Here is a 12,883-nt window from a genome sequence, read left to right as displayed (position 1 = left end):
TGAATGCTTGAATGCTTGAAATTATAAAGTCTGGAAAACAAGAGGTGTCAAAATGCAAAAAAATCAATCACGATATTTTATTGGTTTGGATTTATCAGTTGCAGATAAGTTAGCAATTGCTAACTGGCGTGATAAACAAATGTTTGGGCTCTCTGACAAACCAGTTCCTGTTGAGAATTTTCATATAACCTTGTCGTTTTTAGGTCAGGTAAAACATAATAAACTAGAGCAGTTAGAAGCCTTACTAGACCAGATCTCCACTAAGACGGTTAATACGCAAACCAATCAACTAGGGGTGTTTAACAAAGCTAAGATATTGTATTTAGGGGTTGAGTTAACACCTACACTACAACAGCTTGCGCAACAGTGTTTGGCAATAAATGGCAAACTTGATTTACCTAGCCCACATGACGTTTATCGGCCGCATATAACGTTAAACCGCAAACACGCAGAATTAATTCCAATAACGTCTGAGCCACCAAAATTAGAGTTGAATTTTGATGAGTTTCATTTGTTTGAGTCGGTATCAAGTTCACAACAAGGCAAACCACCACACTACCCAAAACGAATGAGTTTTAGCTTAAATCCTTTTTGAGTCAAAATAAGACTAAGTGCGCAATCGTAATCCAAACGTTCGATTGAATTACGCTTGCGCAAACTAAAATCACTTATAATTTACTGCAGTCTAATTTGTTTTGTCCCGGAACAACGCCAACCATCACCGTTTTCTGATAGTCAGTGCCGTTATATGCCTGTTCAAATACAGCACCTTGGTAACTGCATAACCCATCATCTCGCTTCATAGTGATCACGCCCGAAATGCGACGACCGGTTTGTATACCGGTTAATGGATGTCTTAAAATGCGCCAATCACGGCTAGTGATATAAGTGTACATTAAGGTTTCTTTCCAACCGTAAGAGTTTGCCCACGCAGTAGCAGCGATGAACGAGTCTTCGTCTAATGAATTATCTTGCATTCCCTTTGTTGGTAATTTGTTATTTGCTGTGCGTTGTAAGTCTTGTTGATTATAACGAGCATCTACCGCGCTTTTTGACTTGGTGGCGAACCCCGCTAACGTTTGATCTATATTATTCTGTAGTGTTTTATCGATTAATAATTTTCTAGCAAAGTTTTTGTCTTGGGTAATTACATTAAAGTTACTATTTTTACCCCATTCAGCCTTGCCCAACTTTGCATTTGTCCACCACAGCTCACCAGTTTTTTGTTCAATTATAAAACGTCCCATGTAGCCCATTTCATACACATTTTTTCCGACGGCTTGGCTTAGTTCACTTTCAAAGTTATAAGTGTCATGGCTGCAACTTCTGCAGTTCATGCCTGTTAATACAATCTTTTCTTGTGGGTATATCACCACGTCTATTTGATCATACTGACCACTACCAATGGTTTGCACAGCTGCCGCGTAATAAGTTCCGTTTCCGCCTGTGACTTCACTTTTTGCGATACCCTCACCTGTCATTAAGCGTTTTGCTTCTGCAATGACAAACTGTTTGCCTTCTTCTAAATTAATGCCTGCAGTTCCTTGTTTGTTATACACATTTGCGTAAGCTAAGTTTTTCCAAATCTTTTTTCCTAGTGGCCCATCAGCCATTACTGTAACAAAGGTTGTTGCGTCATAAGCGAATACGTAAATACCCATAGTATTAAAAAACACAGGGCGGCCTAATTCTTCACTTTCAACTTCGAGCAAACGATAACCTGCCGCGGGGCATCTTGGGCAACTGGCTGCGGCTAACATAGTTTGACCATTCAGTTCACCAAACTCCAATTGTAACTTTTGAGTTTGTCCGGCAGCACTACGTTCTGGCTGCGCTAATTGATAAATACCATTGGTAACTTCAGATGAAAGTTCAAATTTCAAAGCTTTGGCATAACTAGAGTGGCTAGACACTAATAGAGGAAGATAAATAAAACAGAAAAATAAAAGCTTATTGAGTGTAGGCATGGAATCGTCCTTGAATGGGTTTTAATGAAACTAAATGTATGAGTTAGATACTGATATTTAAGCAGCTTAGTTCAATATTAATTAATGTCTAATTTGCCTATCAACATCAGGTAGCGATTACACAGCCAGTGTAAAAAATCAAAAAAGGCAATGACTCATTCAGTACGTCATTGCCTTATTTATTATAAAAACAGTTAACGCTATTTAGTTTTAATGTACGACAATAACTTTTTAGCTAAATCTGTATTATCTTGGGCACCGACAAATTTATTGGATTGCGGTCCGTACGCGATAACCGCTACATCATCACCAACATGTCCGGTTGTCGTCCAGCCGGTAAATGATTGATCATTTATTAGCTTCATTACCTGACCGTATAACTCTTTAGATTTATCTTGAGCTTTTAACTCTTTAACTAAAGTTAGCTGCTCACTTGTAAGCTCAAATCCCGTTGAATCTAACCAAGTCTTTGCAATATTTTTGCTAGCGAAAATGCTTTTAACTAATTCCCCTGCCGATGCTTTTACTTTGTGAACGACATTTGGTAACCACTTATATTGTTTATTGGCGCCTACCGATAAACCACCCGTGCCATGATCTGCGGTTAAAACCACTAAGGTGTTACCGTCTTTTTTGGCAAACTCAATCACAGCAGATAAGGTTTGTGCAAAATCTTCCATTTCTTGCATGGCACAAGCAATATCATTGCTATGCGAACACCAATCAATTTGACTGCCTTCGATCATTAAAAAGAAACCATTTGGATTGTTTTTATTTAATAAGCTTAATGCCGGTTTTGTCATAGCCAATAAACGGTTTGGATTATCTTGCGAATCTATCGCATACGGTAACCCTTTAGGTGCAAACAAACCTAATACTGGTAATTGCGTCATTTTGTTTAATTGCGATAGCTCGGAATAGTAGCTAAAACCAAGCTGCTTAAACTCGTCAACTAAGTTTCTGTCGTCACGGATAAAGTAATCGGTCCCGCCACCAAGTAATAAGTCGGCTTTAACCTTGTTGTTTATGTGTTGATCTAAGATTGCGTCGGCTATTTCATTTTGATTATTACGACTTTCGTTATGGGCCAAGAAGCTAGCAGGCGTCGCATGTGTAATTTGAGATGTGCTAATTGTGCCAGTTAACATGCCTTTGGTTTTTGCATGTTCCAAAATTGAAGTTAACGTACTTTTATCGTTATCTAAGCCAATAGCTCCGTTATAGGTTTTCTCTCCCGATGCCAATGCGGTTGCACTACTGGCCGAGTCAGTCACTAGAGTGTCATCATCAGGTAAAGTACTAGCAACACCCACAAAGTATTTATCAAATACCGTTTGTGGCACTACTTTATTCCCTAACCCTACATGCTGTTCAGAGCTATTAACATAATGACGATACGCAGTTAAATGCGCCATGCTCATGCCATCACCTATCATATATATGATATTTTTTGGTAGCTTTTCTGTTTTGTTATCAGCGACTTCTTGGGTCGAACATGCGGTTAATAGTATTGACGTAGATATAAATGTGAAAAGCTTAGTGAGTTTCATATTAGATTCCAGACTCGTGGTATATATTTCTTTAGCAAAAATCTCATAACCATTGAAACTAATCAATCACATACGTATGAATCACAAAAATTTAATATAACGTATTTAATGCATAAAATTGTCATATTTCCTGAATTTTAAACGCTAGAAAAAGCAAAACCGCCTATAAAGGCGGTTTTAAATTTTCAAATAAATATTAGCAGTTGGGAACGACTAACCTTTATTACTTCCTCAATTAACCAAACTGATTCATTGTATTGTCTTTGCCACCGGCTTTTAACGCAGCTTCACCAGCAAAGTATTCTTTGTGATCATCACCCATGTCAGAACCCGCCATGTTTTGATGTTTAACACAGGCGATACCTTGACGGATTTCCTGACGTTGAACATTTTTAACGTAACCTAACATGCCTTGTTCACCAAAGTATTCTTTAGCCAAGTTGTCAGTTGACAATGCAGCCGTATGGTAAGTAGGTAATGTGATTAAGTGATGGAAAATACCCGCTTCACGTGCACTGTCGGCTTGGAATGTACGAATTTTTTCATCCGCTTCAATCGCCAACTCAGTTCCATCATATTCAACATTCATTAGGTCATCACGGTTGTAACTTGATACGTCTTTACCCGCTTCAACATACAAATCAAATATTTGCTGACGGAAGTTTAATGTCCAGTTGAATGATGGACTGTTGTTATAAACAAGCTTAGCGTTTGGTACCACTTCACGAATACGGTTAACCATGCCACCAATTTGGCCAACATGTGGTTTTTCAGTTTCTATCCACAATAAGTCTGCACCGTTTTGTAATGACGTAATACAATCTAATACACATCTATCTTCACCAGTACCTTGACGGAATTGGAACAAGTTAGACGGTAAACGTTTAGGGCGTAATAGTTTACCTTCGCGATTGATGATCACATCACCATTTTGTAAATCATTGGCTGCTACTTCTTCACAATCCAAGAAGCTATTGTATTGGTCGCCTAAGTCGCCAGGTTCATTGGTCACCGCGATTTGTTTCGTTAGACCTGCACCTAATGAATCGGTACGAGCAACAATAACACCATCATCTATACCCAATTCTAAAAACGCGTAACGTACAGCGCGAATTTTTGCTAAGAAATCTTCATGTGGCACCGTTACTTTACCGTCTTGGTGACCACATTGTTTTTCGTCAGAAACTTGGTTTTCAATTTGAATACAACAAGCTCCGGCTTCAATCATCTGTTTTGCCATTAAGTAAGTGGCTTCCGCGTTACCAAAACCAGCGTCAATATCTGCAATAATTGGCACTACATGGGTTTGATGATTGTCGATTTCATTTTGTACTTTTTTCTCAGTAACTTTATCACCAGCTTCTCTTGCATCATCAAGTTGACGGAATAAACCACCAAGTTCACGAGCGTCTGCTTGACGTAAGAAGGTATATAATTCACTAACCAAACTCGCTACTGACGTTTTTTCATGCATTGATTGGTCAGGTAACGGACCAAATTCAGAACGTAACGCCGCAACCATCCAACCTGAAAGGTATAAGTAACGACGGTCAGTACTGTTAAAATGTTTCTTAATAGAGATCATTTTCTGCTGACCGATAAATCCATGCCAACAACCTAACGATTGAGTATATTGCGTTGAGTCTGCGTCATAGCGGTCCATGTCATTGCGCATAATACCGGCTGTATATTTAGCAATATCTAAACCCGTTTTAAATTTATTTTGAGCACGCATTCTTGCTGCATATTCAGGGCTAATTGCATCCCAGCTTGCACCACGAGATGCACGTATTGCTTCTAATAATTCAATCTCATTTGTATATGCTGACATATTGATACCCTCTTTTTGTCTCTAATAATAATTGTTGTAATTAAATAACTGACCGCTGACTGCACTTATGTTGTTAAGTTTTATTAGCCGGTGCCAATCTGTTGATGACAACTCTACGGGAACATACTAAGATTCACCAAATAGATAAATCGCATACATAGGATTCACAAAATGAATATTAGTAAGATAGATCTCAATTTATTGGTATATCTAGATGTATTATTACGAGAGAAAAACGTAACTCGTTCTGCTGACCAACTTTCTATTACCCAACCGGCGATGAGTAATGGCTTAAAAAGACTTAGAGATCTGTTCTCAGATCCTATTTTAGTGAGAACATCCGAAGGCATGATGCCTACAGCACGTGCGTTACAACTACAACCTGTAGTACGTGAAGTATTAGCCAAACTTGAAGCCACCATACAACCTGAAACTGAATTTGAACCCATCAGTTCAAGCCGAACCTTTAGGATCATGGCCAGTGATTATGCCGAAACCACCTTACTCGCAAGGGTTCTAGGGGAGTTAAGAACTAAAGCGCCCAGTGTTACATTAGATATTGTAACCCCATCTGACGTCAGTTTTCATGACGTTGAATTAGGTAAAGTTGACATGGCGATTAACCGCTTTGACGAATTACCTATGTCGTTTCATCAAAAAGTAATTTGGTACGACACTTTCAGCTGTATGGTGAACAAAGACCACCCTTGCTTGCCCAACTTTGACTTGGAAAGTTACCTGGATCATCAACATGTTTGGGTCAGTAAAACTGGCTTTGGTGTGGGTGTAGGCATTGATCCCAATGAGGTTCAGAAGTTAGGTTGGGTTGATGTAGAACTCGATAAGTTAGGCAAAAAGCGTAATATTCGCGTCTTCACCCGTCATTACCATATGGCCATGTGGTTAGCCAAAGAACAAGGCTTAATTGCTACACTACCGACCAAAGCGACCGAGTTGTATGCCGACAATGACAATGTAAAAGTACTAGAGCCACCATTTGATATACCACCTATTGCATTAAAAATGGCTTGGTCACCTTTATTACATCATGATGCGGGGCATATTTGGTTACGCCGCTTGATTGTTGATGTTGGTAATAAATAGCCTAAGCCACTGTTTTAAATCTATTAAAAATAAAAATACAGATGACCTACCCCCTATTATTCACATAATCTATGATGGTTATACAAAAACAAAACTAGATGAATTTTGGTATTTAACTTTACACTGACAACATTAATAAACATCAATATAAGTTTGAGAGCGGTTATGAATAACATGGTGCAAGGTAGAGAACACGTAAAGTCTGGGAAATTATCTATAGATGCCGAGTTGTATAACTTTATTAATACTCAGGTGTTAGAGAAAATTGATCTCAATACAGAAAACTTTTGGAATGATGTTGAAACACTTACAAAAGAGTTAATGCCAATTAATCAGGCCATGCTGAAAACCAGAGAAACGCTACAGCAACAAATCAACGATTATCATAAAGCGCAGGATCAAACAAAAACAAACTTGGACGCTAACCATTATAAACAGTTTTTGGTTGATATTGGCTATTTAAGACCGCAACCAGAAGACTTCGAGATCACCAGTACAAACGTCGATGACGAAATTTCAGTTATGGCTGGCCCACAACTTGTTGTGCCTGTTATGAATGCAAGATACGCCATCAATGCCGCCAATTCTCGTTGGGGTAGTCTATATGATGCACTCTATGGCACCGACGTCATTAGCTCAGAAAGTGGCGCTGAAATACAAGTTAACTACAACCCAATACGTGGGCAAAAAGTGGTTCAATACGGTCGCAACTTTTTAAACGCACATACGCCATTGTTAGATGCTGATTTTAACGATATTACAGGTTTTAGAATTGATAATGCTCAGCTTATTATTGCCACAACTTCAGGGGATACCAGATTAGCGCATACATCACAATTTGTTGGTTACCGTGGTGATATTAACGCCCCAACTGATATTATTTTGCGACACAATAAGCTGCATATCATTATTAATATTGATGGTAACCACCCCATTGGCAAAACCGACAAAGCTCACATTAAAGATATTACGTTAGAGTCTGCCTTAACCACGATTATGGATTGTGAAGACTCAGTAGCGGCTGTTGATGCGGAAGACAAATGCATTGTATATCGTAACTGGCTTGGTTTGATGCAAGGAAACTTAACAGAAACTGTTAATAAAAATGGCAAACAATTTACCCGTACTTTAGCGGATAACGTTGAATTTCTAACGCCAAGTGGCGTGCCAACAAGTTTAACAGGCCGAGCATTGATGTTTGTACGTAACGTTGGTCACTTAATGACAAACCCTGCAATTTTGGTTAATGGCAAAGAGATCCCTGAAGGTATTTTAGACGCAATTATGACGTCAGCAATAGGAAAAATTGACCTGTTAAAAACGTCAACGGCAGCCATAAAAAATTCTAAAAAAGGGTCAATTTATATTGTAAAACCTAAAATGCACGGTGCGGATGAAGTGGCCTTTACGAATACACTATTTGACAAGGTTGAGGATATTTTATCTTTACCACGTCACACCATTAAAATGGGCATTATGGATGAAGAGCGTAGAACGTCTCTCAACTTAAAAGCATGCGTAGAACAAGCGAAACACCGAGTGGTCTTTATCAACACCGGTTTCCTAGATCGCACCGGTGATGAAATTCATACCAGTTTAGATGCCGGAGTATTTGCACCAAAAGCAGAATTAAAAGCAAAGCCATGGATCCACGCTTACGAAGAATCCAATGTTGCCGTTGGACTTAACACAGGTTTTAAAGGAAAAGCGCAAATAGGTAAAGGCATGTGGCCGATACCGGATCAAATGTCGCAAATGATGCAAGTTAAAATTGGCCATCCTCAAGCGGGGGCAAACACCGCATGGGTACCATCACCAACAGCTGCAACCTTACATGTAATGCATTATCACCAAGTTAATGTCAGTGATATTCAACAACAATTAATGCATAACATAACATCAGATATCGATACTATTTTGGCTATCCCTCTGATTAATGACGAATGTGATTTGAGCCAAGAAAAGATCACTAAAGAGTTAGAAAATAACGCGCAGGGTATTTTAGGTTATGTGGTACGTTGGGTTGACCAAGGCGTTGGGTGTTCAAAAGTGCCGGATATCAACAATGTAGGTTTAATGGAAGATAGAGCAACGTGCCGTATCTCTAGCCAACATATAGCTAATTGGTTACATCAAGGTGTATGTACAGAACAACAAGTGGACGAAGTACTCGTTCGTATGGCTGCGGTTGTAGATAAACAAAACGAATCCGACCCATTATATGAAAACATGACATCTAATGTTGATAACTCTTTAGCGTTCCAAGCCGCAAGAGACTTGATAATCAAAGGCGTTGAGCAACCAAGTGGATATACAGAACCTCTGTTACACCACTATAGACTACTGAAAAAGCGTCAACTAGCAGAGCGTCAATTACAGAGTGCATAAACTAGAGATTGCTTTGGAAAATCAAGACCTAACTTAACGAATATACCTCCACGATTGGAGGTATTTTTTTGTCTAAATAAACCGGTTTAATATCGCTGCAACATAAGTAGAATAAAGTCAGTATTTATATTGTTAATAAGCTCAAACTTGCCATGAAAATCATCACTATTCTCTTACTTTGTTGTTTCTGTTTTTCTGTATTTTCTCAGCACAATAGTGTTAACGACAAATTGGTTATCGCACATCGAGGTGCTAGCGGTTATCTCCCTGAACATAGCATGGCTGCCAAAGCGATGGCTTATGCGATGGGGGCTGATTATATAGAACAAGATGTTGTCATGAGTAAAGACGATCAACTGCTTATTTTGCATGACCATTATCTTGACCGCGTGACCAATGTGGCAGAAGTATACCCAAATAAAAAACGCTCTGACGGCCGTTATTACGCTATCGATTTTACTTTAGCTGAAATTCAATCCTTGTTAATGACTGAAGGGTTTGTTGTTAAAAATGGCAAACAAGAAGCGATCTACCCCAATCGCTTTCCGTTATGGAAATCAAAATTTACCGTGCACACTTTGGCCGACGAAATTGAGATGATCCAAGGTTTAAATAAAAGTACCGGCAAACAGGTTGGTATTTATCCAGAAATAAAATCTCCAGCCTTTCATTTACAACAAGGTAAAGACATCAGTCTGGCGGTGTTAAACGAATTAAAACGTTTTGGCTACGATAACCTTGATAACAAAATTTTTGTACAAAGTTTTGATCCAACCGAACTACAAAGGATCAAACAGCATTTAATGCCCAAGTTAAATATGGAGCTGAAATTAGTTCAACTAATTGCGATGACAAGTTGGCAAGAAACTTTGGTTTATCATAATGGCACCTCGACCCCTTACAATTACGATTGGATGTTAGAAACTAATGCGATGGAAAAGATTGCCACTTATGCCAATGGCATTGGCCCATGGAAACCCATGTTAATTAATACCAAGATGAACCAACAAAAACCTAAATCCAATGGATTGTTAGAAGCAGCACATCAAGCAGGGTTAGTCGTACATCCTTACACATTTAGAGCAGATATAAATCGCATTCCAAAGTATGTCCAAGACTTTGATGAGCTTTTACATATTTATTATTATGATATTGGCGTAGATGGCATTTTTACTGACTTTCCAGATAAAGCAGTACAGTTCTTACAAAAAAACAAAGACAAGCGTCATTAACCGAATTTAAATAAAACAAAACCAGCCTATGCTGGTTTTGTTATTGTTGCTCACTTACAACAGAAAATAATCTTTAATACCTGTTAATACATTGCTGGTAGCAACAGACGCCAGGATAAGTCCCATTATTCGACTTATAACGCTTGCACCACTGTCACCGACAAATTTATGAACCCAGCTGGCTGTCAGCATTAATATATAAACCACGAACAATACCGATAACATGACAAAAACCGTTTGCGCCTGTTCCCACAAGTTATAACGTGAATTCTCGGTAAGTAGTACCGCGGCTAACATTGCACCAGGCCCTGCAATAGAAGGCACTGCTAAAGGGAATACGGCAGTTTCATTGCCACTACTCGCCAACTTAACTTCTTGTTCAGGCTTGCTTTCACCAAAAATCATAGAAAGGGCAAATAAGAATAAAACAATGCCACCCGCAATTTGAAACGCGGGTAATGGGATCTTCATCGCCGTTAATATAAATTCCCCGGCAACCACAAAAAACAACAAAATAATCGCAGACGCTAAAGTGGCTAACAGTGCAATACGTCTTCTCGTTTTAGCATCATGTTGTTGAGTGACAGCAATAAAAACAGGCACAGTACCAATTGGGTCTATTACGGCAAAAAAGAAAATAAATGTCGCTATTAAGTCAATCATGGAACCTCCCATCTAATTCATATCGTATTGATTTTAATGAATTATTATTTACAACCAACAAGCATACTACCGCAACTAAGAATGGCGACCTAATTGTTAATGCTAAAATGAGTATTATTATGCAGGAATAAAAATCAACACTTGATATTGTAAATCGTTCAAACTCAGGCTCACCTTACAAACAAAAAGCCTTTATAGACAATTACTTAATACCATATAGACAAATACTAAATGCTACATATTCATACCTTAAATTTATTAACTATTGATTAAAGATTAACTATATTTATCCGATAAAGTGTAATAGTTATGACGATAGGTAAATCCACATGGCAAATAGATCAATTAAATTTAAAGTATTATCGGTAGCCTTACTACCTTTAGTACTCACCGCAATTGCAATCACTTTTTTGGCAACGTCACAGTCAGAACAAATGAGTGAAAAGAACCAAGAGCAATTACAAATCTCTTTATTTGCTGAGAAAAAAGCCCAACTCGACTCCTTTATTGAATTAGCGATTACTTCCGTTGCAAATGCCAAATCGGATGAAGCCAAAAAAACGATTCTAAGAAACTTAAGATACCAACAAGGTAGTAATTACTTTTTTGTTTACGACACTAAAGGAAATCAAGTTGTTAGTGCCGACAGTCCTGAACGTGAAGGGAAAAACTTTTTAAACTCTAAAAGTCCACAGGGTCGATATTTAGTTAAAGAATATATCGAACAAGCACAAAACGGTGGCGGCTATGTTGAATATACTTGGCCTAAACCGAACTCCAGTCAACCATCACCAAAACTAGCAGAAGCGGTAATGATCCCTGGCACAAACTGGATTATCGCAACTGGCTTCTACATTGATGAATTAGAACAAACTTTAGCCGTGTTAAAAGCTGAAAATCAAGAAATGCTCTCAGCCAGTATTTTTAAAATAATCAGTTTAGCGATAGTGTTATTAGTGATCATGTCAGCTATTTCGATAAAGTTAGTGCAAACCATTACTAAGCCAATTAACCACGCAGTGAGTGCCTTAGATGAAATTGCCAACGGTGATGGTGATTTAACCAAACGATTAGATGAATCTAAAGGTCATGAACTAGGCGCGCTTTCTGCCGCCTTTAACTTATTTGCCACCAAAATAGCCGATATGGTCAAACAGATTAATGGCTCTACTCAAATCTTATCAAACTCAAGTGTCAAGCTGACCCAACTAATGGACCAAGCAGAGTCTGGCGTTCAACGCCAGCACTCTGAGAGTGACCAAGTGGCCACCGCCATGAATGAAATGTCAGCCACGGCTTTAGACGTTGCCAAAAGTGCGAGTAATGCCGCAAGAGCAGCCCATGAAGCTGAAGACCAAGTAACTGACGCATCTAAAATATTAGATGGTGCCATTGAAGTAATTAACGGTCTAGGTGATCAGGTCAATATTGGTGTTGAAGTTATCGGTAACTTAGGTGAGGAATCTAAAAATATTGGTGGCGTCATAGAAGTTATACGAGGCATAGCAGAACAAACCAATCTACTTGCCCTCAATGCCGCAATTGAAGCAGCCAGAGCCGGTGAACAAGGCAGAGGTTTCTCTGTAGTTGCGGATGAAGTAAGAACCTTAGCAGCACGAACAGCGAGCAGCACAGAAGAAATTCAGCGCATGATCATCAAACTACAAGGTGGAACCGATGAAGCTGTGCTTGCCATAACAGAAATAAATGAAAAATGTATGCACACAGTTACTGAAGCTGAAAGAGTTGATTCTGCGTTAAAAGCCATACGCCATTCAGTTACGACAATCAATGACATGAACAGTCAAATCGCAACCGCAGCAGAAGAACAAACTATGGTATCTGAGACTATCAATCAAAACGTCCATCAGATAGTTGCTGTTGCACAAGAAACCGCAGATGGCACCGCTGAGGCAACGGCTATTAGCAAACAACTTAATGATGTTGCACTAGATATGTCAAAACTGGTGGGACAATATAGAACGTAAATGGGGCAAAGATTAATTACAACGCCCGATAACTGGATCATAGTATCGTGCCTGCATATAAAGTAATCGTAATTACGAACCACTGCAATTTATTTAAAAATCAAATATAAACAGTTAGTTACAAGTATAGTCTTCTTACAGTGTCTCGTCCTAAAATACG

9 protein-coding genes are annotated in these 12,883 nt (G+C 38.7%); 5 read left to right on the top strand and 4 right to left on the bottom strand.

What is annotated here, in order from left to right; translation table 11 throughout:
* Positions 1-52: 52 nt before the first annotated feature.
* Positions 53-595 carry an RNA 2',3'-cyclic phosphodiesterase gene (gene thpR / locus KO505_RS03550; protein WP_216054072.1) on the top strand — a complete coding sequence of 181 codons (543 nt, stop codon included), beginning with the start codon at positions 53-55 and terminating at the stop codon, positions 593-595.
* 73 nt (positions 596-668) lie between these two features.
* Here the strand turns inward: thpR and KO505_RS03545 are convergent, their stop codons facing one another.
* The 3 genes from KO505_RS03545 to KO505_RS03535 all read right to left on the bottom strand — a co-directional run bounded on the left by KO505_RS03545 (position 669) and on the right by KO505_RS03535 (position 5,348).
* Positions 669-1,967 carry a hypothetical protein gene (locus KO505_RS03545; RefSeq protein ID WP_216054071.1) on the bottom strand — a complete coding sequence of 433 codons (1,299 nt, stop codon included), beginning with the start codon at positions 1,965-1,967 and terminating at the stop codon, positions 669-671.
* 200 nt (positions 1,968-2,167) lie between these two features.
* Positions 2,168-3,517, bottom strand: coding sequence for an alkaline phosphatase (locus tag KO505_RS03540; protein ID WP_216054070.1), 1,350 nt, complete (start codon positions 3,515-3,517; stop codon positions 2,168-2,170).
* 235 nt (positions 3,518-3,752) lie between these two features.
* The gene (locus tag KO505_RS03535; protein WP_216054069.1) at positions 3,753-5,348 is read right to left on the bottom strand and encodes an isocitrate lyase; all 1,596 of its coding nucleotides are present in this window, start codon (positions 5,346-5,348) and stop codon (positions 3,753-3,755) included.
* A gap of 171 nt (positions 5,349-5,519) precedes the next feature.
* Here KO505_RS03535 and KO505_RS03530 point away from each other — a divergent pair, with 171 nt between their 5' ends.
* The 3 genes from KO505_RS03530 (at position 5,520) to glpQ (ending at position 10,072) form a co-directional block, all read left to right on the top strand.
* Positions 5,520-6,452 carry a LysR family transcriptional regulator gene (locus KO505_RS03530; protein ID WP_216054068.1) on the top strand — a complete coding sequence of 311 codons (933 nt, stop codon included), beginning with the start codon at positions 5,520-5,522 and terminating at the stop codon, positions 6,450-6,452.
* Between the two features lie 165 nt (positions 6,453-6,617).
* The gene (locus KO505_RS03525) at positions 6,618-8,840 is read left to right on the top strand and encodes a malate synthase G (protein ID WP_252731627.1); all 2,223 of its coding nucleotides are present in this window, start codon (positions 6,618-6,620) and stop codon (positions 8,838-8,840) included.
* A 152-nt stretch (positions 8,841-8,992) separates the two neighbouring features.
* Positions 8,993-10,072, top strand: coding sequence for a glycerophosphodiester phosphodiesterase (glpQ, locus tag KO505_RS03520; protein WP_216054067.1), 1,080 nt, complete (start codon positions 8,993-8,995; stop codon positions 10,070-10,072).
* A 54-nt stretch (positions 10,073-10,126) separates the two neighbouring features.
* Here glpQ and KO505_RS03515 read toward each other — a convergent pair whose 3' ends face one another.
* Positions 10,127-10,735: a MarC family protein gene (locus KO505_RS03515; protein WP_216054066.1), complete on the bottom strand. Its 609-nt coding sequence runs from the start codon at positions 10,733-10,735 to the stop codon at positions 10,127-10,129.
* A 329-nt stretch (positions 10,736-11,064) separates the two neighbouring features.
* On the opposite strand from KO505_RS03515, the gene KO505_RS03510 reads away from it, so the two are divergent.
* On the top strand, positions 11,065-12,723 hold the full coding sequence (locus tag KO505_RS03510; RefSeq protein ID WP_216054065.1) for a methyl-accepting chemotaxis protein: 1,659 nt from the start codon (positions 11,065-11,067) through the stop codon (positions 12,721-12,723).
* The last annotated feature ends 160 nt before the right edge of the window (positions 12,724-12,883 follow it).

This window comes from Psychrosphaera sp. F3M07 (genome assembly GCF_018860345.1).
Lineage (GTDB): Bacteria > Pseudomonadota > Gammaproteobacteria > Enterobacterales > Alteromonadaceae > Psychrosphaera > Psychrosphaera aquimarina.
The sequence above is the reverse complement of the archived record's forward strand: the minus strand, read 5'-3'. Positions and strand labels throughout refer to the sequence as shown.

Coding starts and splice junctions, on each gene's coding strand:
- KO505_RS03510 (WP_216054065.1), top strand. CDS start 11,065: ATGGCAAATAGATCAATTAAATTTAAAGTATTATCGGTAGCCTTACTA.
- KO505_RS03545 (WP_216054071.1), bottom strand. CDS start 1,967: ATGCCTACACTCAATAAGCTTTTATTTTTCTGTTTTATTTATCTTCCT.
- KO505_RS03515 (WP_216054066.1), bottom strand. CDS start 10,735: ATGATTGACTTAATAGCGACATTTATTTTCTTTTTTGCCGTAATAGAC.
- KO505_RS03530 (WP_216054068.1), top strand. CDS start 5,520: ATGAATATTAGTAAGATAGATCTCAATTTATTGGTATATCTAGATGTA.
- KO505_RS03540 (WP_216054070.1), bottom strand. CDS start 3,517: ATGAAACTCACTAAGCTTTTCACATTTATATCTACGTCAATACTATTA.
- KO505_RS03525 (WP_252731627.1), top strand. CDS start 6,618: ATGAATAACATGGTGCAAGGTAGAGAACACGTAAAGTCTGGGAAATTA.
- KO505_RS03535 (WP_216054069.1), bottom strand. CDS start 5,348: ATGTCAGCATATACAAATGAGATTGAATTATTAGAAGCAATACGTGCA.
- glpQ (WP_216054067.1), top strand. CDS start 8,993: ATGAAAATCATCACTATTCTCTTACTTTGTTGTTTCTGTTTTTCTGTA.
- thpR (WP_216054072.1), top strand. CDS start 53: ATGCAAAAAAATCAATCACGATATTTTATTGGTTTGGATTTATCAGTT.